The 20,655-nt window shown below is 43.6% G+C and carries 14 protein-coding genes and 2 pseudogenes; 9 read left to right on the top strand and 7 right to left on the bottom strand.

Features of this window, described 5'->3' with window-relative positions; all coding sequences use genetic code 11:
• Positions 1-143: 143 nt before the first annotated feature.
• A complete protein-coding gene (gene glmU, locus F6K46_RS08105; RefSeq protein WP_293054787.1) occupies positions 144-1,514 on the top strand; it encodes a bifunctional UDP-N-acetylglucosamine diphosphorylase/glucosamine-1-phosphate N-acetyltransferase GlmU in 1,371 nt (456 codons plus the stop codon).
• A 156-nt stretch (positions 1,515-1,670) separates the two neighbouring features.
• Entirely contained in the window at positions 1,671-4,655 is a 2,985-nt protein-coding gene (locus F6K46_RS08100) for a HEAT repeat domain-containing protein (RefSeq protein ID WP_293054786.1), read from the top strand.
• Here F6K46_RS08100 and F6K46_RS08095 read toward each other — a convergent pair.
• A pseudogene (locus tag F6K46_RS08095) lies at positions 4,588-5,821 on the bottom strand (transposase). The gene F6K46_RS08100 and the pseudogene F6K46_RS08095 sit on opposite strands and share 68 nt — an antisense overlap.
• 108 nt (positions 5,822-5,929) lie before the next feature.
• Here F6K46_RS08095 and F6K46_RS40085 point away from each other — a divergent pair.
• Complete coding sequence (locus F6K46_RS40085) at positions 5,930-6,280, top strand: HEAT repeat domain-containing protein (RefSeq protein ID WP_081431373.1); 351 nt, start codon at positions 5,930-5,932, stop codon at positions 6,278-6,280.
• A gap of 287 nt (positions 6,281-6,567) precedes the next feature.
• On the opposite strand, the gene F6K46_RS08090 is transcribed toward F6K46_RS40085, so the two are convergent.
• Positions 6,568-7,524 carry an isoaspartyl peptidase/L-asparaginase gene (locus F6K46_RS08090; RefSeq protein WP_293054800.1) on the bottom strand — a complete coding sequence of 319 codons (957 nt, stop codon included), beginning with the start codon at positions 7,522-7,524 and terminating at the stop codon, positions 6,568-6,570.
• 141 nt (positions 7,525-7,665) lie between these two features.
• The gene (locus tag F6K46_RS08085; protein ID WP_293054799.1) at positions 7,666-7,851 is read right to left on the bottom strand and encodes a DUF2256 domain-containing protein; all 186 of its coding nucleotides are present in this window, start codon (positions 7,849-7,851) and stop codon (positions 7,666-7,668) included.
• A gap of 522 nt (positions 7,852-8,373) precedes the next feature.
• Here F6K46_RS08085 and F6K46_RS08080 point away from each other — a divergent pair.
• The 3 genes from F6K46_RS08080 (at position 8,374) to F6K46_RS08070 (ending at position 9,590) form a co-directional block, all read left to right on the top strand.
• Positions 8,374-8,586 (top strand): hypothetical protein, encoded by a 213-nt coding sequence (locus tag F6K46_RS08080; protein WP_293054785.1) that lies wholly within the window; start codon positions 8,374-8,376, stop codon positions 8,584-8,586.
• Between the two features lie 500 nt (positions 8,587-9,086).
• Positions 9,087-9,239, top strand: a complete 153-nt coding sequence (locus F6K46_RS08075) for a hypothetical protein (RefSeq protein WP_293054784.1) — start codon at positions 9,087-9,089, stop codon at positions 9,237-9,239.
• Positions 9,240-9,296: 57 nt separating this feature from the next.
• Complete coding sequence (locus F6K46_RS08070) at positions 9,297-9,590, top strand: hypothetical protein (RefSeq protein ID WP_293054783.1); 294 nt, start codon at positions 9,297-9,299, stop codon at positions 9,588-9,590.
• A gap of 359 nt (positions 9,591-9,949) precedes the next feature.
• Here the strand turns inward: F6K46_RS08070 and F6K46_RS08065 are convergent, their stop codons facing one another.
• Entirely contained in the window at positions 9,950-12,196 is a 2,247-nt protein-coding gene (locus tag F6K46_RS08065) for an FdhF/YdeP family oxidoreductase (RefSeq protein WP_293054782.1), read from the bottom strand.
• A gap of 68 nt (positions 12,197-12,264) precedes the next feature.
• The gene (locus F6K46_RS08060) at positions 12,265-12,387 is read right to left on the bottom strand and encodes a hypothetical protein (protein ID WP_269087083.1); all 123 of its coding nucleotides are present in this window, start codon (positions 12,385-12,387) and stop codon (positions 12,265-12,267) included.
• A gap of 353 nt (positions 12,388-12,740) precedes the next feature.
• On the opposite strand from F6K46_RS08060, the gene fdhD reads away from it, so the two are divergent.
• Positions 12,741-13,631 (top strand): formate dehydrogenase accessory sulfurtransferase FdhD, encoded by an 891-nt coding sequence (gene fdhD / locus F6K46_RS08055; protein ID WP_293054781.1) that lies wholly within the window; start codon positions 12,741-12,743, stop codon positions 13,629-13,631.
• A gap of 337 nt (positions 13,632-13,968) precedes the next feature.
• Here fdhD and F6K46_RS08050 read toward each other — a convergent pair whose 3' ends face one another.
• Positions 13,969-16,932: a S8 family serine peptidase gene (locus tag F6K46_RS08050; RefSeq protein WP_293054780.1), complete on the bottom strand. Its 2,964-nt coding sequence runs from the start codon at positions 16,930-16,932 to the stop codon at positions 13,969-13,971.
• A gap of 337 nt (positions 16,933-17,269) precedes the next feature.
• On the opposite strand from F6K46_RS08050, the gene F6K46_RS08045 reads away from it, so the two are divergent.
• Positions 17,270-17,533: a hypothetical protein gene (locus F6K46_RS08045; RefSeq protein ID WP_293054779.1), complete on the top strand. Its 264-nt coding sequence runs from the start codon at positions 17,270-17,272 to the stop codon at positions 17,531-17,533.
• A 1,208-nt stretch (positions 17,534-18,741) separates the two neighbouring features.
• Here F6K46_RS08045 and F6K46_RS08040 read toward each other — a convergent pair.
• Positions 18,742-19,914 carry an N-acetylmuramoyl-L-alanine amidase gene (locus F6K46_RS08040; protein ID WP_293054778.1) on the bottom strand — a complete coding sequence of 391 codons (1,173 nt, stop codon included), beginning with the start codon at positions 19,912-19,914 and terminating at the stop codon, positions 18,742-18,744.
• A gap of 434 nt (positions 19,915-20,348) precedes the next feature.
• Between F6K46_RS08040 and F6K46_RS08035 the strand changes: the two are divergent.
• Positions 20,349-20,528: pseudogene (locus tag F6K46_RS08035) on the top strand (DUF427 domain-containing protein); the annotation flags it as partial.
• Positions 20,529-20,655 lie beyond the last annotated feature (127 nt).

Below are 20,655 nucleotides of genomic sequence, written 5' to 3'. Positions count from 1 at the left end.
ATCTCCCAATAGATTCATCATTCTTATCCTGAATTCTGAATTCTCTCTCCTGCATCTTTAACAAAACTGCCAATTTATGACATTGAACTCAGCTCAAGTCTTAGTATGATAGGGATGCAAAGATGGAAGCAAAAAGCTAATCTATGGTTGCAGTAGCAATTCTAGCGGCAGGACGCGGAACTCGCATGAAATCTGACCTGCCCAAAGTCTGTCATCGTTTGGGTTCACAAACTCTAGTGGAGCGTGTGCTCAACAGTTGTGTTTCTATTAACCCCTCCAGAGTGATAGTGATTTGTGGCTATCAGAGTGAACGGGTAAAAGAAAGTCTGAGCGCCTACACCGATGTAGAATTCGTTGAACAGAAAGAGCAATTGGGTACTGGTCATGCCGTCCAGCAACTGTTGCCCCACTTGGCAGACGATACCGGAGACTTACTGGTCTTAAATGGTGATGTTCCCTTGTTGCGTCCCGATACCATTAAACTACTATTAGAAACCCATCAAGCCCATAACAATGGCGCTACGCTCCTAACTGCCCATTTGCCGAATCCCACGGGCTATGGACGGGTTTTCTGTGATAGTAACAATCAGCTGCAACAGATTGTGGAACACCGGGATTGCACTGATGCTCAAAAGCAAAATCACCGCATCAATGCTGGTGTGTATTGCTTCAACTGGTCTCAATTGGCTTTGGTCCTACCAAAACTGTCTGCGGATAATGACCAAAATGAGTATTACCTAACGGATGCGGTTACCATGGTTAATCCAGTAATGGCAGTGGATGTGGAAGTAACCCACGAAATTCTCGGGATTAATGACCGTAAACAGCTGGCCATGGCTGAGCAGATTTTGCAAGAGCGGATTAAGGATGACTGGATGAAGGCAGGGGTGACATTAATTAACCCAAACAGTATCACCATTGATGAGACTGTCCAATTGCAACCTGATGTCACCATCGAGCCCCAAACTCATTTGCGGGGTAAGACGGTGATTGGTGCTGGTAGCAGGATTGGCCCAGGGAGTCTAATTGAAAATAGCCAGGTGGGTGAGAAGGTGACCGTGCTATATTCAGTGGTAAGTGATTCTGTGGTTCAAGATGGCACCCGTATTGGTCCGTATTCTCATCTTCGGGGTAATGCCCAAGTAGGAGAATCCTGCCGTATCGGAAATTTTGTGGAACTGAAAAATACTCAGATAGGCGATCGCACTAATGCCTCTCATCTATCTTATTTGGGAGATGCTACCCTAGGGTCACGAGTGAATATTGGCGCAGGTACGATTACTGCCAATTACGATGGTGTTAAAAAGCATAAAACCGAGATAGGCGATCGCACTAAGACTGGTTCCAATAGTGTGCTGGTGGCACCACTAACTTTAGGAGAGGATGTCACTGTGGCAGCTGGTTCTGTGGTTACCAAGGATGTGCCAAACGATAGCTTGGTGATTGCTCGTAGTAGAAATCAGGTCGTTAAACCCGGTTGGCGATTAAAGACCACTGAAGATGCCAACAGCTGAGCAAGGATAAGGGATGGCCGTGAGTTGATCAGGTTGTTCGCAAATGACCTAAATTGGGTGTTTCAAGAGGGGCAATAGGGGTAACAGAAGTAAGAAGGAGAAGCAAATGACTAAAGACTGCGATAATAATTGTTGAGGGAAAATTGAGCTTGCCCTATGACCTGGGAAATTGCTTCTGTTGTTGCTAAATCTGTTGCCCCTATTTTAGGGATAAAAATTCAAACTAGGCTAACTCCTGCCGACATTAACAAAGCAGTAGAGCAAGGACTCAAAGCTGCCCTAATGCGAGAAGAACCTTTGGCACCAGAGCAGCGCCTTTTCTATTACTCTGCTCCTGATGCGATCGCGCTTTTTCTGGAAGACTTTTTCCAAGATAGGGAAGTACAGGAGGAATTACACAAACCCCTCCAAGAGGAGAACAAAATACCGTTAACCTCTTTACTTGTGGAAAAATTTAAGCAGGTAGCCTCAAACTATGCCCCCACTCAACCACAAGATAGTTTTATCCTTCCCTGGATGGAAACCTTTGTCAAGACTTATACTGAGAAAACCAGCACTTATTTACAATTTCAACTAACTAAGGAAAACTATTTCCAGCAAATTTCCCACAGGATTGATCATGTTAAGTTTGCTGGGATGTTGGTAGCGACCCAGCATGGAAACCATTCCCTTAAGCTTGACCAAATTTTTGTCATGCCTGAGGTGGAAGTGTTACATCCTCCCAGTAGTCAGCGACCGGTAGAGTCGCGGGTTTTTCACCCTCAGGTAGCATTACCCGGTAAGCAATGGCAACCATTGCCCATGCAAACGGTTAAAAAAACTCTTGCCCAATATTTATCAGCCGTAAAAACCTGGCAGGTTACCTCTGCTAAATCCCGAAACGTCATGTTACTGGGTGCGCCTGGTTCAGGTAAAACCACCTTAATGAATTATGTTGCTGTCATGTTAGCCCAGAAGCAACCAGAAGCAATGGGGTTAGCGCCAGATCTTGACTGGCTGCCGATTTTAATTGATATTCGGGATTGGGTCGAGTATTCAGATATCAGTATTCTAGACTATGCACGGCAGTTTGCTGAAAAAACCCTATTGGTGAAATCCCTGCCTAAAGGTTTCTTTGAACATTGGCTGGAGGATGGACGAACATTGATTTTGCTCGATGGGCTTGATCAAGTCACAGAACCAGCCAAAGGTGAGCAAGTCGTAGGTAAAATTAATGATTTTATCCAGCAATTTCCTAACAATTGGGTAATTATAACCTGCGAAAATTCCAGTTACCATAACTCAAATTTTCTCTGGGAGTTTTACAGGAACGAAGAATTTTATCCCTATCAAATTCAGTCCTTTGATGACAGTCAAATAGAGGAATTTATTCAGCGCTGGTACTATAGTCAGATTCAAGACAAAGCAGAAGCACAACGACTTAAAGAAAGCCTGAGCAAAGTGCTATATGAGCATCAGCAGATTAGACGCCTGGCACGAAACCCCCTATTGTTGACAATTATTACCCTAATTCACCGCTATCATTTCCGATTGCCTTTGGAGCGCTATCAGCTTTATGACCAGGCAGTAGACCTGTTATTAACCTCCTGGGATAATAAACCAGATATTAGTCCAGATATTAGTAATAATCAGAAGCTGAAATATCTGGGATTGAATGATTGTAGACGATTGATGGAACGTCTCGGGTATTGGATGAATATCCAGGAGAGTAAAACGGAGAAAGAAGGTAGGATAGTAATTAATCGAGATGAACTGATGGCTTGGTTTGGTAGAGAAATTAAAAACCTGAAACAGATTCAGTTATACGAGGCCAAGGCAGAGGCAAAACGGTTGGTTAATTTGATTAGGGATAGCGTAGCGGCTCCAAAGGAGCATCGCACTGGCATTTTAACACAACAAGGATTGGATGGTTACGCCTTTATCCATAAAATCTTTCAAGACTATCTGTGTGCTCAAGAAATTAACTATCAAGCCGATAATGAAGAAAATTTTGAGATTATCCTCAATCATATCCAAGACTATCTCCATGACTCTTACTGGCAAGACGTATTGCTGCTACTAATTGCTCAGCTTAAACCCAAAAAAGCCGCTAAAGCAATTCAGGAAATTTTAAATCACGACAGTCAGTATGAGTCTTGGTTACATCGAGATTTATTATTTGCTGCCACAAGCCTTACCGAAAATACTCAACCCTTGAAAATAGCAGATAATTCCCTACTGCAAGAAATTTTAGCAGCATTAGTTACCCTAGCAGCCAGTGATTCACGGCGAGTTGGTTACCAAATTCATCAGCAAGTCTTTCAAACCCTTTCTGACTTGAATCAGACTGAGATTAAACTTGACCTTGTACAACTATTGAAAGATAGAGCAAACTCTCAGAAAGATACACAATCCCAGGAAACCCAAGTCAAGTTAGAGCAAAACCAGTTAGGGCAAAACCAATTATGGCAAAACCCGACAGTCCTCAAAACCTTTTTGGCAGGGCTACAGGATAATAATGATACCGTGCGTCACCAGGTCAGTGACATATTAACTAGTGATAGATTAACTAGTGATAGATTAAATAAATTAGACTCTCCTGACTATTATCTCACTACTCTAGATAACACTAGTCTTCCAAAAAATACTCAGAACTCATCACTAAGTACTATTGCTAGATTAGACAATACTTCAGAAAGCTTAGTAAATACATTGCTGAGCTGGCTAAAAGATGACGATGCTACCGTTCGTTCTGAAGCAGCTTTAGCATTAGGTGAATTGGGTCAGGTTTCTGAGCTAGTCGTGAATAGCTTGTTGATGCGGTTAAACGATAAAAATTCTCGTGTTCGTTACTCCAGTATCTGGGCATTGGGCAAATTGAAGCAGCGTGGTAAAACCGTTGTGAGTGCGTTATTGACCAGGCTAAACGATCAAAATTCTCGTGTTCGTTGCTTGAGTGCTTCAGTGTTGGGTAAATTAGACCAGCCTACTCAAGCTGTAGTCAGTGCTTTAGTCACATCCCTCAAAGATCAAGATTCTGATCTCCGTTGTGCCGCTGCTACTGCTTTAGGTCAGTTAGTTGACACTCCCCGGTCTAAAGACGCGGGGATTCTTTGTTCACAGACTCGACTTGCTCAACCAGGCCAGAGCCAGGAAGAGTAGAGGCCAAATCTCCCAAAGCGTTCGGATCTAGGATCCAAGTTCCTGTGTGCCCCACAGTACTTAAGGCTCTTTTTAGGATGTTGATTGCAGCATTATAATCTCTATCAAGCCTGCAACCACACTTACATACATGGGTTCTAGTCGATAAAGACTTTTTCACTACTTCACCGCACCTAGAACAATTTTGGCTAGTATAAGCAGGATTAACTGCAACAGTTACCTTCCCGAACTTAATACCAAACTGTTCCATCCATTTCCGAAACTGATACCAACCTGCATCATTAATTGACTTGGCAAGACAATGGTTTTTGACCAGATTTTTGACCCTCAAATCTTGCCTTACGGCACGCTGCGCGAACATAAGCGACCAGATCGTTAGACCGGATTACGCAACGTGCCAGTCTCTTGGCATGTTCCTCACGCTGCCTACTTATTTTGAGGTGTGTTCTACCTAGTTTATTAATAGCTTTCTTACGGTTAGCAGAGCCTTTCTTTTTTCGGGAAACCCGACGTTGATAAAATTTTAGACGCTTTTCTCCAGTCCGATAAAACCGGGGGTTAGGTTCAGCGTTCCCAACGGAATCAGTATAGAAGTCCTTTAGTCCGACGTCTAATCCAATAGCGCTCCCAGTTGGCTCCAGTTCTTCCGCTATGTCAACTGAAACACAGAACTGGACATAGTATCCATCGGCTCGACGGACTATCCTAACCCTCTTGATTTGCTTCGCGGTCTCGCGCCACAAGTCCCATGTACCTTTGAGCTTGAGTTTCCCAATTCCTTTCTTGTCAGTGAAGGTGATTGACTTTTTATCAGGGGATAATTTCCAGCCTGATTGTTTGTATTCGACTGACCTGCCACGTTTTTGGAATTTAGGAAAACCCTTTTTACCAGGTACCTTCTTCTTGCAGTTGTCATAGAAACGGCCAATCGATGACCATGCTCTTTCAGCAGCAGCTTGTCGAGCGGTAGAGTTTAATTCATTAGCAAATGGGAACTGTTTAGCTAATATTTTGCAATATTTGCTAAGGTCGTATTTTCCCGTCCCTTTATTATCCATCCATAGACGAATGCAAGAGTTTCGGATAAATCTAACTGTCCGGATAGCTTCATCAATGGCTTGATACTGGGACTTTTTGCCTTTAGCTTTAAACTCTAATATGATCATCGGATATCGACCCTTTCCGTTACTCTTTTAGAGTACCACATTTAGCGAAAACTATCAGGACATATCTCAGAAAAGCCGTCCTAGAAGGACGGGGCTTTAAACCCATACATAATTTTTGGTAATGGTCAGTTAGGGAACCTTTCTGAAACAGTTGTCAGTGCCCTACTACCCCAGCTAGAGGATCAAGATTCTGATGTACGTTGTGCCACTATTAATGCCTTAAGCCAGTTGGGTAATTCTTCTCAAGTTGTGATCACTGCCTTGTTGGGGTGCCTCAAAGATGAAGAGTCTGGTGTACGGGCCTCAGCTGCTGAGACCTTGGCTGAGTTAGGTAAACCATCTAGTTATGTGTCCAGTGCTCTTGCACAATGGATTGAGCTGCACCAATCCTCAGACTATGTGGGTAGTGGGATTGATGCTCTATGGAATTTGGAAATCCCACAAGGGAGTAGGGAGTAGGGAGTAGGGAGTAGGGAGTAGGGAGTAGGGAGTAGGAGCTGAGGGGTTGACCACAAGGCTAATTCTCAGAAAAAATGGCTCAAAGTATTGCTAGGCAACGCTTTTAGCCATTGAGATACTATTTAGTATAAAAAATCAATTATCAAAATATCAAAGCTATACACAATAGCAGTTTGAGGCCACTAAAGTTAACAGCTTAGTCTAACAGGTACCGAAAAGCCATTACTAATGACTATCAAGATTTCAGCATCCTGTATGCGTAATTGTTCAGATACATTTAAATCGACTTAAATCGACAAAAATTCCACATCCTTAGTCATATTCAACGTATCCACAATCTTTTCGCCAGTATGATAAGCCGCTAGCAGAACTTCGCTAGTTTTGCCCCATGCGATCGCACCATTAGCATCTAGAGCGATAGCGGCAAAATCTCGCTGATTCTTCCGAGCTTCCTTAAATGAACGCTCCATGGCATTCACCAGGGATGAACCATCAGTGACTCGCACCACAATCCGTGCTGCTAGACACTCTTCCATAATGTCTTCTCCGATACCGGTGCAGCTCACTGCTGCATCAGAAGTAGCGTAATTTCCTGCTGGCATCGCCGAGTCACTGACGCGACCAATCCGTTCAAAACCCTTACCACCAGTAGAGGTCCCTGCTGCCAGATGACCCCGGCTATCTAGTACAACCACACCAATGGTTCCCCTTCGAGCTTCAGAGCTGGTCACCAATTCGTCCTCAGCAATCACTCCCGCCATCTTATGGCTAAAATTGGCCTGCCTTTCTTGAAGCCACTCTTGTAACCGCAGCTTCGTCATAGGATTGTAAACCGGGAGTTGCAGGTCTCGTAACAATTCTGCAGCTCCATAGTCCGACAGCACGCGGTCATCGGAGCCTTGCAACGCTTCTGCCAGCTGAATCGGATGCTGCACTCGCGACACATTAATCACACCGCTGAAGCGCTGAGATTGACCTTCCATCAGGGACGCACTCATCCGGATTTGCCCATCTGATTGCAACACCGAACCGGTTCCAGCATTAAAGCGCGGGTCATCTTCTAAGAGTTGGCAGCCTCGGACAACAGCATCAGTCGCACTACTACCGTTCACTAACAAGGCATAAATCTCCTCAATAATTGAGTGGAGGGACTTGCGAATCGCATCAGCCCCTCCTTTGCCTTTTATAGAACTACCAGCACCACCGTGGATAATGACTTTGGGACACACCGTCTTCACAAACATACACAAGAATGAAGAAAATATTAAGGATTAGAACACATAGTGTGAATTATGAGACTCTGATGTGTCAAGTATGAAAATATACAAAACACAAAAAGTTCACTGACGAAACCTTTGGAACTAGCCCTGGTTATCGTTTATACCTCATCCCTGCTTCACGCCAGATTTCCGTCTGCGACAGCGCTCTGAGCAATATTTGACTTCCTCCCAACAATCTTGCCATTTTTTGCGCCATGTAAAGGAACGTTGACAAACAGGGCAAATTTTTGTTGGCAGGTTCGATTTCAATTGCTGGCGTTTGACACTCCCCGCCCGCTTATGAGCGGGGATTCTTAGTTCTTCGACATGCCTTAAAGCTAGTTATCCGCCAAAGGCAATACTTAAGCCGAGTATCCGTTTAAAAACAAAATACCTAGCCTAACTTAACTAACCCCAGTGGGCTTATCTCCCTAAGCGTTGAGCTTCCTCAGTTTCCGTGTGCCCCACGGTACTTTTTAGTTTTTAAGGTTTGCTTTACTGGTTTTCGGTATCTGTTAGGATCCATACGTTTTTAATGAGGTTTTTCGCGCCTCACGTGCTAACATCGCTTTACGTCGTGGGGTTTATGACAGTACCGACGAATCCTGTCTGTGTTAGGCCACTCTTTGATTATAACTAATCAGATAAAAGCCGTCCTAGAAGGACGGGGCTTGAAACCCAATTTTTTGGTCATATTAGTTCTATTATAGACTATAAATACCTAAAATTGTAACAACTTATTAACTTATATCAAGTTTAATTAAAACAATTTACAAAAATTAATTATATAGCGGTTTGTTAATCGTTAATTGGTAAGCATTCAGCTATCAGCTAATGCGCTACTTGAGGTGCTACTTGAGGTGCTATCAGCGTAAGTTATCAGCTATCAGTTATCAGCTATCAGTTATCAGCTATCAGTTATCAGCTATCAGCTATCAGTTATCAGCTATCAGCTATCAGTTATCAGCTATCAGCTATCAGTTATTAGCTTTCAGTCAACAGCTGACGGCGGTCGGCACCTCAAGTAGCACCTCAAGTAGCGCATAGGCTGAAGGCTGACGGCTGACGGCTGACGGCGGTCGGCGGTCGGCTGACGGCTGACCGCTGAATGCTTACCTATCAGCTAAAGGCTTGTGGCCACGCTACGGGAAAAGTTTATGCCCATAGCGTGGCCAACGGCCAACGGCTGACCGCTGACCGCTGACCGCTGAATGCTTACGTTAATTGTTTATTGTTAATTGACAACTTTTGAGTTTTGATTGTCTATAGCAATTCTAAATAGGTTGTGAAATTTCACGGGGGCAGGATACCCGTACTCACAAGGATTTTGGGTTTCGGAATTTTCACAACTCGTTTATAAAACCTATAATTTTTCATACTTATCAAGTACTTTGTCCTAGGTTTTAGGCAATAGGGAGTAGGCAATAGGGAGTAGGCATAAGCCAATTGACTGTACATCATTACTAGGAGAAATGCTATAGTAAAGGGAAGAAGAACCCTTATTATCAAGTCAGGTTGAATACCCATAATTAGAGGGAGGTTGGGAAGTGTGGGAAGTGTGGGGAGATAGGGAGATAGGGAGATGGGGACCCACCCCTAACCCCCTCCCAGGAGGGGAATATGGGGAGATGGGGGAGATTTTTATTAAGGGTAATTATCCCGACATGATATATGACCTTTCCCAACTAATCGATAACTAGATAACAATTAATCAAACTAACAACTAATCAAACTCACAACTAATCAAAAAATAACCTATGCAACCTATTCGACAAGGGGACGTTATTTTACTTCCTGTAGAGCAAATCAATGGACAACAGTTACCTCACCTAACCCTAGCAGAAGGAGAGGTAACTGGACATTCCCATCGCATCAGTGATGGTGTTGCTCAGTTATACGAAAAACATGGACACCTTTATCTACAAGTTCTCTCAGAAACAGCAACCTTAACTCACGAAGAGCATCAGCCAATTGAGCTTCCCCAAGGTAGCTGGATGGTGCGAATTCAACGGGAATATGAACCTCAAGGATGGCGATATGTTGCTGACTAATATCATTTCCGGTTGACTACTTATATAGCAAAGGGAACAGGGAGTAGGGAGTAGGGAGTAGGGAGTAGGGAGTAGGGAGTAGGGAGTAGGGAGTAGGGAGTAGGGAACAACAATTATTACAATTCCTACACGGATCCCTATTCAAACTTGTAACGTGAAACTTGATCAAGTGAAACTTGATAACGTGAAACTTGTAACGTGAAACTTGTAACTTGATAACTTGTAACTTGATAACTTGCAACTTGGTAACTTGTAACTTACCAATTACTAATTACTAAGCATTCAGCTGTTCGCGTAGCGTGAGCTAAAAGCTCACGGCTGACAGCTGACGGCTGTATGCTTACCTCGATACTATCTCCTTAAATCTTCTCCAGTTGAACCAAAGCATTGTAGTCTGGAATATCCACTTCAGGCGATCGCTTGCTTTTATCCAATAGCACATTTCCCTCGGGCCAATGTACCTGTAAATTTCCTGGTGTAATCGGTGCGATATGGATGTGTCCTTGGAATTGACCCTGTTGATTCCTCAGAATTACGGCATCGCCATGGTTTAATCCCAGTTTTTTAGCATCCACCTGACTAATCAGCACCGCTTCTCGCCTTGCCCCAGTAATGGCATCTTTCTGTTCTTGCACCATGCTGTTAAATTGTTTACCTCGCCTGGTGGCTACCAAGAAATGACCTTCTGGCAGTTCTAGCTTCGGTGGAGATAAGGGGGAAAAATGGGCTAACCCATCCGGTGTGGGGAAATTCCAGCCAAAGCAAAGATGGGCACCCCCATACTGGAACTGATCACCTGCTTCCTTAAGATGTTGGATACCAGCATACTGGGGGATAACCTGGGCAATTTCTGCCCGAATCGCGGCTGTGCTATCAAACTGTAATTTATCTGCCAAATCCGGACGCACTCGCCGTGCTAGTTCCATAAACACTTCCCACTCCGGACGGGCTTCCCCAATCCGAGGGCCAGGAATTTCTGGACTGAAAATTACCCTTCTCTCGGTACTGGTTTCAGTTACTCCCCCTGGAATTTCGTAGCGAGTCGTGGCGGGTAACAAGAGTACGGTTTCTCCAGGTTCTACTAACATTTGACTGGAGAGGACAATATCCATATGGACTCTCAGAGGGATTCGCTGTAGTGCCTCTTTGATATAATCTGGTTCTGGCAACACCTCCAGGAAATTGCCTCCGACGGAAAACAGTGTATCCAACTCCCCTGAATGGGCAGCATCAATCATTTCCGCTGCTGTTAATCCTTTGGTGGTGGGAACCTCAAACTGCCATTGTTGGCTGAGCTTGGCAGCATTTTCTGGAGTAATGGGCTTACCACCAGGAAAAACCGTGGCATAGCATCCCATTTCTGCTCCTCCTTGCACCCCAGAGTGACCCCGAATCGGCATTAACCCACAGCCTTCTCGACCAACAAACCCTTTGGCTAAGGCTAGGTTAATGATGGCTCGCACATTATCTTCCCCACACTGATGCTGGGTAATACCCATGCTCCAGACAAACACAGCTTTATCAGCTTGAGCTAGCATCTTGGCAAAGGCGTACATATGTTCACGGGAAGTACCGGAAAGCTGTTCTAGTTCTTCCCAGGATTGGTTAGCTAGGGTTGCTTTTAATTGCTCAAAATTAGCGGTATAGTTTCTTATAAAGGATAAGTCTACCCAATGGTTAGCAATCATTTCTTTAAGGGTGCCATTGAGGAATGCCATATCCCCACCCATGTTGATTAAAAAGAAGTCTTCGGCAAATTTAGTACCAAATAAGGCACTTTCTGGTATCGAAGGCACCCAATAGCGTTCCATACCTGGTTCTTGGTAAGTGTTAATTACCACGATTTTGGTACCAGCCTTCTTAGCCCAGTGGAGATACTTAACTGTAACTGGCTGATTGTTGGCAACGTTAGAGCCAATGAATACTAATAAATCTGTGCCAATCCAATCTTTGTAAGAACAGGTAGTAGCTGCTACCCCTAATCCGCCTTTAAGTCCAGCGGTACTGGGAGAATGGCAGATGCGAGCAGCATTATCTATATTATTAGTCCCGATTGCCCGCACTGCTTTTTGGGCAGCGTAGTAGGTTTCATTTACTGTACCTCTACTGGTTAGATAAACGCTGAATCGGTTAGTGGTGGTATCGATGGGTGAAGGGAAACTATTCCGTAGGGAATCGCTGATTAATTCAAGTGCTTTATCCCAGCTAATTCGACGGAATCCTTTCTGCCCTCGTTGCCGCATCATGGGGTAAGGAAGCCGTCCCAAATCCCGCAGTTGGATACTTTTTTTCCTCTGAAGCTGGGAGACATCTGCTAAGATTTGGGGATCAAATGCTGGCATGGTATTCATCCGCAACAACCGCAGCCGGACATTACAGACATGGATCCCATCAACAGTCCAGTCTTTCATACCAGTAGTTCCAAGGGCGCAACCGTCGCACACTCCCTGATTTAGGATATCCCAAGCATAGGATAACTCGTCTCGGTTTTCCCAAGCTGCTCTGAAGACTTCCCAATAATTGTTCGGGTATTGTTCACCAATACCGAATGGTTTCCACTTTGCCCAGTGGGAAGGAGTCCAGCTTTTTTTGGGTTGACGCAGCATGAGTTTGGAGTAACGTTAAAATCTGGGGACTTGATTACGTTACCATAAACTTATAGCAATTATCATAGCTATGAGGTAAACAATTTCTGGATTTTAGGGAGCAGGGAGCAGGGAGCAGGGAATAGGGAATAGGGAATAGGGAATAGGGAATAGGGAACAGGGAACAGGGAACAGGGAACAAAAATTATCACAATTAATCTACGGATTACTATCTAATAAATTACTTAATTTAAGTTAATGCTGAGGATGAAATGTTGGAGGGAAGATAACGGTTTATTGGTGTCAATAAAACTGAGGGTTAAAGGGTTGGTTGCTAGAAATTTTTGTGTGTGTTGATAGCAGAGCGATCGCTTAGTTTAGGAATGCCATAAAAAGTTATATAAATCTATAGTATTTCTCAAATCGGTGAGGTATATTTTTAATTTTAAGGAATAGTAATCCAGTTATACTCCCTACTCCCTACTCCCTGTTCCCTATTCCCTATTCCCTGTTCCCTGCTTTTACAGATCAATTTTAAACTTGGTGCAAGCTCTGAGTATAAACTATGAATCAGCACCGTAGCAAAACTAAATCCCAAGTCTGGGTAGTGGAAAACAGCCAAGTGCGATCGCGTTTAGATCAACTGGCAACAGAGGAACCCTTGGAAATTCGCCTGACCTCTGCCCAGAAAACCGTTGCGGTGACGATGCGCACCCCAGGGGCAGATTTTGAACTAGCAGCAGGGTTCCTCTACAGTGAAGGAATTGTAAAGGATCGGGATGATATTCAACGGATTAGCTACTGTGTGGATTCTAATCGAGATGGTGAGCAGCGCTATAACATTGTGAATGTGACCCTGAGGCAGGAACTGACTCCAGATTTGCAGCCCCTGGAACGCCACTTTTTTACCACCAGCGCCTGTGGAATTTGTGGAAAAGCTAGTCTTGAGGCACTACGGTTGCGAGGGTGTCCAGTGATGTCTGATGCTATGGAAGTCAGCACTGAGGTGATTTACAGCCTCTCGGAACAGCTGCGTTCAGCTCAATCAGTGTTTTCCACAACAGGGGGAATCCATGCTGCTGGGTTGTTTAATTCCCAAGGAGAGTTACTCTCTTTACAAGAAGATGTCGGACGTCACAATGCTGTAGATAAATTGGTGGGTTCAGCCTTATTAACTAATCAACTGCCCTTAAGCGATCGCATTGTGATGGTAAGTGGGCGCTCTAGTTTTGAGATTTTACAGAAATGTCTCATGGCTAGGGTTCCAATTGTTTGCGCTGTATCTGCTCCCAGCAGTCTAGCGGTAACCCTAGCCAGAGAGTTTGGGATTACCCTTGTGGGATTTCTGCGGGGAAAACGGTTTAATGTTTATTCTGGGAAAGAGCGTATTTGCAGTTTTTTTGATCCAGAACTTAGGCATTTGCCCCCTAAATCCCCCAATTCTGGGGGACTTTGACATCATTACCCCCCAGAATTGGGGGGCTAGGGGGGCGAAATACACTTAACCGCGTAAGTCCTGTGATCATGGTTGATATCTTAGCATTCAGCGGTCTGCTGTTCGCGCAGCGTGAGCCTTTAGCTCACGCTGCGCGAACAGCATTTCGTAACTCAGATTAAACTTTTGCTTACCTGTTGTCTTGATGCAGTCGCTTATTCAAAAGCTGTTTGGTGTAGCTTATCCTATACCCATAAGCACATCAAGTAGCGTGGCACAGGCTTCTAGCCTGTGCCACGCATGAGCTGATAGCTGATAACTGATAGCTGATAGCTGATAGCTGATAGCTTACGCTAGATTAATAAATAAAATCGTCAGCCGTAATCAGATTGGCCTCCACAAAATTCAATGTAGCCAACAGTTGATTATTTTCAGTTGTGATCCAAGTGTCACCATTTTGTTCAAAGATAGAAAGTGACTCAAAGGTTAGATCTCCATCTAATTTCAACAAATCTACACCATCTTCAAAGTCAGCAATGGTGTTCTTGCCTGCTGTGGACAAGACAAAGGTATCTTCTCCAGCGCCACCAGTCAGGATGTTATCTCCTTGACCACCATTGAGGAGGTCTTCACCGCTACCGCCGAAGAGTTTATCTTGACCTTGGCCCCCTAAGAGGGTGTCATTGCCAGCCTGTCCAAATAACTTATCGTCACCATCACCGCCCTCAAGGCTGTCATCACCGCTACCACCGTACAGTTTATCTTGACCTTGACCGCCTAAGAGGGTGTCATTACCCTCGTCTCCAAATAACTTATCGTCACCGCCGTCACCGTCAATAAAATCATCACCTGCTAGACCTTTGGCAATATCTTGACCGGTCAATAGATTGATGGTGTCGTTGTTTGGGGTGAGAGTCAGATTATCGTCGTTGGGGGTTGCGACAATAGTTGGGCTTGATGCTAAACCACTAACAAATAGTGAATACTTTTGATTGAAGGAATTGCCTGTGTGACCGATATGAATTTTGTACCCTCCAGCAACAGGCGTATCAATAAGTACCTGTTCCACATTATCGAGATGATTAGCTACTGTGCGAACTGCTGAAATTCCTGGGTTAGCGGGATTTAGAGTCCAGGGCAGATTAGTTCCGTTGGGTCCTGTAATCCATAGATCGAGGTCATTTACAAGCACAGGTGTGTTCACATCTAACCCAGCCCCCGGAACAGTATCAGGTGCTGGATCAGTCCACACAATGGTTGCTTTCAATGGTTCAGTTCCATCAGAGACAACATCGATTGTTTGCTTAGTGCCCACATAGTCAGTTTCCCTAAACTGAACTGTAGGATTATTTTCATCAATGTTGGTCAGGAAATTGGCAGCTTCCGCTGCATTCACTAGACCCCAACCAAATGTATAGTCGGGTCCAACATTACCAGCATCAGTTGCGGTATGAATTAATAACCCCTTGGTTGTAGCACTCCGAGGCATAGCGTTAAAAAGGTTGTTGTAATGCTCAATTAGGAGTACTGCTGTACCTGTCACATTAGGTGCTGCCATCGATGTACCGGAACTGTTATAGTAATGTGCATCCCCGGCGGCTCCTGAGGACCGGAGAGAATCACCATTAGCTACAACATCCGGTTTAATGCGCCCATCATCTGTTGGTCCCCACGAAGAGAAGCCTGTTATGGTCACATCGCTACTGTCAGTGGTAATGTCATTAACCGCGCCAACTACAAGGGTGTTCTTAGCAACAGCAGCAACAGGAAGGGAGTCATAGCCTGTGCCTCCATTGCCATCATTTCTAGGAGGCGGCACGATGTTTGTAGATACCAGATACCAACCTGGTAAAGTCCAGTTAAAGCTCATGATGTTGGGATTTGAGCCAAAGAATGTTACATAATTAGTCTGCGTATCAGGTAATGCATCATTGCGATCATTTCCAGCAGCCCAGACGCTCAAGAGATTGGGATTATTGAAAATAACTTGATCTAAAGCTTGAGCATCGGTGCCATATTTGCCAAAATTAATATCTTCAGTTGAGCTGACACTATAATCTTCAAGCCAAGTGTTTGTGTTATTGACAACACCAGCATTTACTGTTGTTCGAGTTGCTATCTCCCAACCAGCAATTCGATTATAGGAATGATTTGATGCGACAATTATAGAAGCATCCCTAGCCATTTCTGTGGTGTCGTTATTACTGCTATAGCTACGTAGGTCAATCTGATTTGCCATGCCACGAGCTTGATTGTTGATGCCAGTTGCTCCAATGGTTCCTGCAACATGGGTAGCATGGTTACTGAAACCTGTGCCCCTATCAACAATTGTCACGCGCCCATTCAGTTCCTGGTGGGTATTCCGGATTCTCCAACTATTACTGTTTTGTTCCGTTGCCTCCCAAATACCAACCGTCAAGCCAGAACCATCAAGATTCAGTCCCAGGCTACCACCATCCCAAAGTTGATCGGTATTTGTTGTATTAGCAGCATCGACGTTGTTTGGCTTGTCAATATCCAAATCATCCGGGTGGATGCCCTCTCCTAAGAAAAATATCCCATTGCCAACATCGATAGGATCATCCACTAAACCCAAATCTGTTGCTAAGTCTATTACAGGAGCGAGTCTAATTTTGATAGGCTCAAAAGCAGTGTTATTTCTCTCATTGGATTCGACAACTTTTTGCCCTGGATCAATTTGAGCAGCAATAAAGTAATCACCAACGGGGGTATCATTAGGGATCCCTCCACTAGTCGTAAAAACAAACTCTTCTCCAGGCTTTAGATCTGGAGTGTTACTGAGCCGTCCTCCTAGTAGCAGAACGTCTTCACTGAAGTTTGGGGAAAAAGTAGCAAAGCCTTTTGGCACTTCTGTATCGCTGGAGAGGATAAGGTCTACAAAGTAGCCATATGCCCCTCCACTTTCAGTACCTTGGGCAAGGCTATCACCAATGTTTTTGACCCTGACCTCAATGGGAGATAGTTCTTCTCCAGGGGTTGCTAATTCAGTAGTAGAAACACTAACAACAAGATCAGCGGCTTTATAAGTTTTGGAGTGACTTCCCAAAGCTTTGTGTACCTCAGTCTCCCCAAAGTGCAACGACTTATCGAGATCGTTAAAACTTGCATATTTGATATCAAACATGCTAAAATGCCCCTTTATGATGTGTTGGTTTGTAACAGTAGCCACTGGTGAAATGGCTACTAGTCTCAGCAGTCCTCTAAAATCCGGTTGATTACTGTTAGCATCCTGCACATTAGTATTAGTAGGTGGCTGCCATCCACCTACTAATAGTGACAATTTGCCAACAGACTCAAGCATTCGATAATAATGGTTTGACTGATTACAATCTAAACCCAAATTACCAATCAGATATTTAGGATAATACTTGCTACATAAACTATCCTAACTATAAATCCGGGAAATGTAGGCGAAGCTTTGAAGAAGTATCACTCAAGTTTTATAAAATTTAAGTTAAGCAGGGCTTTCACATTTAATCAGATCTAGATTTTTTATTTGAGTTGTAAACATACTCCCAAAGAACAAAAGGCAAGAGGCAAAAGGCAAAAGGCAACAGGGGCAATAGATACGGATTTTTATTGGACAATAAAAAAATACCTCCTAGGTTTACATCTCATTTATAGCGTTTCTAGGACTCATGAGGTACACATTATTTTTTACCTCTTCCCTCTTCCCTCTTCCCTCTTCCCTGCTCCCTGCTCCCTGCTCCCTGCTCCCTGCTCCCTGCTCCCTAAAAACCATAAATTTGTACCTCACAAGTCGTAGAATTGCTATAGCAATTATCATAGCTATGAGGTACACAATTTCTGAGGTGCGACCCGTGGCGAATTTAATTCGCCACGGGTCGCACCTGAATGTAGGTATTGGCTTTTTGACGCAAAGCAAAATCTACATGCTTTGATTGGAGCCATTTAGCTAGTTCAACACGCTAGATATTCTCTATCTCCGATAACCACAAAATCGTCACCTTTTAACATTTCAATTACCGGAACCAGTAAAGCTTGTTGTTCTGACAGGTTACTGCACCCACGTTTATCTAAAAAAGTCCAATAAATCGGCCAAGCTCGTTTCGACCAAATTACGCTGACCATAAATAAGTTGTATTGCTTCCATTGAGTTCTATCAAGAGCAATAAATAGACGTTTAGATTGAGGGCAATTAGTCTGAATTCTCAAGGGGTGACAACAAAGCTCAAACCTAGGCAGGTGGCACGGTTAATGGTTAATGGTGTTTGGTTTATTACAGCGACTCGTGTTGTTGTATTTCCCAGCATTTGAAGCAATTTTCACCAATCCAACTGCATAGATAGTTTTAATCAACCACTATGCCATGAAGATGTTCACGCTTCACCTAACCCCTAAAACCTAACCCCTGTAAGATTTTCAATTAGCTTGTCACCCCGTCAGGTCTGAATTAGATGTTTAATAATTGGAAACCATAGTAAAGTTACACTCAGTTGAGGGAGTTTGAGGAATCTTTGTAAGTAACGGCGACGACTCTCAAATAATATCGGTTGAGGAAACAAAGCTGCTAAGGGTTCAATCCTGACTTGCGTGGTGATTTTGTAACAGCCCTACCAATAACTCAACAGTTATAAATTGAGTTGAGTTTAATCGGCTTTGAAGATGAGTCTGGTAAAATTGAGGTAGCATTTTCAATCTTATTGGTCTTGTTGACAATTGAGACCATTCTTTTTTGACCACAAGTCGCTCTAATTGCCAATTCATAAGGCTTCTGGCTTGGTTGTCACCCCGTCAGAAACAAATTCGCCCGTGGTCAAAAAAGGAAAAACGGTTGCTAAAAAAGGTAAAAATAAGAAGACGTAACTAAAATTTTGAATAAATTTGTTAACATCTCAGCTTCAAAAGAACACTGGGTTATTTTCTCATAGTCTAAACTACAGTTAATATAAATACTTATGAAGAGTTGTATAAACGTTAAAAAACTAACCATTATAGGGACGTTTAATTATGTCTATATTTATCAATAAATAGCATCAATTTAAGCATGGTTATACCTAGATAAAGGAGGCTAAATAATTCCTTTGTTAGCCTCCCGTTTTGGGTCATCGTCAACTACCAATTACCAATTGCAAATTACCGATTACCATTAGTCAAGATTCAAAGTAGACCAAGTTATAGAACCTACAATCCCATCAGCATATAATCCTTTCGCTTTCTGATAAGCAATCACAGCAGATTTTGTCCGAGTGCCAAAATCACCATCCGTTGCACCAGAATAAAATCCTTGGGTTTGGAGCAGCTGCTGTAGTTCCTCTACTTCTGATCCAACTGCTCCTTGAATTAAAGGAAGATAGGCAGATGAGGGTTGATCGTTACGCCATCTTTCTGAAAACTCTTCCAAGACTTCTTTTGGTAGCTGTTTTTGCAGCCACTCAATCGCTTGTTTTTGGTGAGGTAAGCCACGATAATACTTGTAGGTGTTCAGGATAACCACAGGCTCGCGCTTCTTGTTACCTGGTTCAGAAGGAGATTTCTCTGATGGTTTAGAAGAACTTTTCAGTGCTTCCCAGGTCTTTGAACCCACTAATCCATTGGCATTTAGTCCTTCAAACTTCTGAAAGGAAATTACTGCTTTGGTGGTAGCAGGACCAAAAATGCCATCAACTGGGCCGGGACTAAACCCTTTAGTTTGGAGGGATTGCTGTAGCTGTTTGACTTTCAGACCAGTGTCTCCTTCTCTGAGATAGTCTTCAACTGATGAGTCAAGGCGCTGACGAACTTCTCGGCGCAACCGAGGCAATTGACTGTATAACCAGTCCCCAGGGCATTGGGTTGGTGAAAAGTCTCGATGTCCTTTAATATTGTCTGGGCTAATCTTGGTAGTGTTGCAAATCGAAACACATAAATCTACCAAACTTTTCCATTGTTTGGCATTCATCCGGTAGCTGATAAAGGTGCCTTCATTTTCAATTCCGGGTGACTGGTTACCTAGAGTACTACCAGCATGAGCAGAGCTGACAGAACGTCCTTTTTTAATCGCTGATAAGGAACTCTGTCTACCTTCGAGTAAATATCCACCGGTGGTATTCAAAAAGTTGTGACCTGAGTCATCCCAGCCAAAACCATCCATGTGGGATTTTTGAATACTCCTAGCCAAACTTCTGGATCCCCATAAGGTTCCTTTCGATAGATCATTCGGGGCATTGGGAGTAGCAGTATGGTGAATAATAATATATCGTGGTCGAGTGGTATCTGGCCATTTTTTTGGGGGTTTAGCTCCCCATTCTTTTGCTGAAATGACACTAGCAGTGAAAGACATATTGACTTGCGGTCTCCAGTTATACTAATTTACTAGTGGTATCCTTGGAATAGGATGCGATCAGGTAACCAAACCATATAACCAAACTATGGATTTGGCTGAGGTGGATTGGCCACTATTGCTGACTGGATCTTAGCCTTCAATTGCGATTATCATCTATAGCAGTTCTCAATTGGGTGAAGTACTTTCGTCCTGGGTTTTAGGGAGTCAGGAGTCTGGGGAATAAAATTGAATGTACCTCATAAGTATTGGAAACGCTATATATGTAGGTAGGTATGTAGCTAGGTAGCAAGAAACATAACAAGCAACCAGGCTTTTGAAGGTTAGAGTTTAGGGTCAACGATCAAGAAACACCATTTGCACTTCAATGGTGTTAAGCTAGTAAACTTAGAAATAAGATTAAATTAACTAGGTCAACCGCAAGTAAGTAAACCATGCCAAAAGCAATCTGGAACGGAGCGTTACTAGCCGAGAGCGACGAATGTGTCGTGGTGGAAGGCAATCAATACTTTCCCCCCGACTCCATCAACAACCAGTATTTCAAGGAAAGTACTACCCACACAACCTGTTATTGGAAAGGTGAGGCTAGCTACTATACCATAGTTGTGGATGGTGTGCGACGTGAAAGCGTCTGAATGAATCGAAACCTGAAATGGTTTTCTGAGGAGTGCATCCCTCAGCCTGCCGAGATGAGAGGGGAAGAGTAATCGGAACCTGTGTGCAGATTCTCGATAAAATCCT

This window comes from Moorena sp. SIO3E8 (assembly GCF_010692445.1).
Lineage (GTDB): Bacteria > Cyanobacteriota > Cyanobacteriia > Cyanobacteriales > Coleofasciculaceae > Moorena > Moorena bouillonii.
The sequence above is the reverse complement of the archived record's forward strand: the minus strand, read 5'-3'. Positions and strand labels throughout refer to the sequence as shown.

Bases quoted from the DNA above. Each gene is read 5' to 3' on its own strand.
- fdhD (WP_293054781.1), top strand. From the start codon at position 12,741: ATGAATCAGCACCGTAGCAAAACTAAATCCCAAGTCTGGGTAGTGGAA.
- glmU (WP_293054787.1), top strand. From the start codon at position 144: ATGGTTGCAGTAGCAATTCTAGCGGCAGGACGCGGAACTCGCATGAAA.
- F6K46_RS08040 (WP_293054778.1), bottom strand. From the start codon at position 19,914: ATGTCTTTCACTGCTAGTGTCATTTCAGCAAAAGAATGGGGAGCTAAA.
- F6K46_RS08090 (WP_293054800.1), bottom strand. From the start codon at position 7,524: ATGTTTGTGAAGACGGTGTGTCCCAAAGTCATTATCCACGGTGGTGCT.
- F6K46_RS08070 (WP_293054783.1), top strand. From the start codon at position 9,297: ATGCAACCTATTCGACAAGGGGACGTTATTTTACTTCCTGTAGAGCAA.
- F6K46_RS08100 (WP_293054786.1), top strand. From the start codon at position 1,671: ATGACCTGGGAAATTGCTTCTGTTGTTGCTAAATCTGTTGCCCCTATT.
- F6K46_RS08080 (WP_293054785.1), top strand. From the start codon at position 8,374: ATGCGCTACTTGAGGTGCTACTTGAGGTGCTATCAGCGTAAGTTATCA.
- F6K46_RS08050 (WP_293054780.1), bottom strand. From the start codon at position 16,932: ATGCTTGAGTCTGTTGGCAAATTGTCACTATTAGTAGGTGGATGGCAG.
- F6K46_RS08065 (WP_293054782.1), bottom strand. From the start codon at position 12,196: ATGCTGCGTCAACCCAAAAAAAGCTGGACTCCTTCCCACTGGGCAAAG.
- F6K46_RS08045 (WP_293054779.1), top strand. From the start codon at position 17,270: ATGAGGTACACATTATTTTTTACCTCTTCCCTCTTCCCTCTTCCCTCT.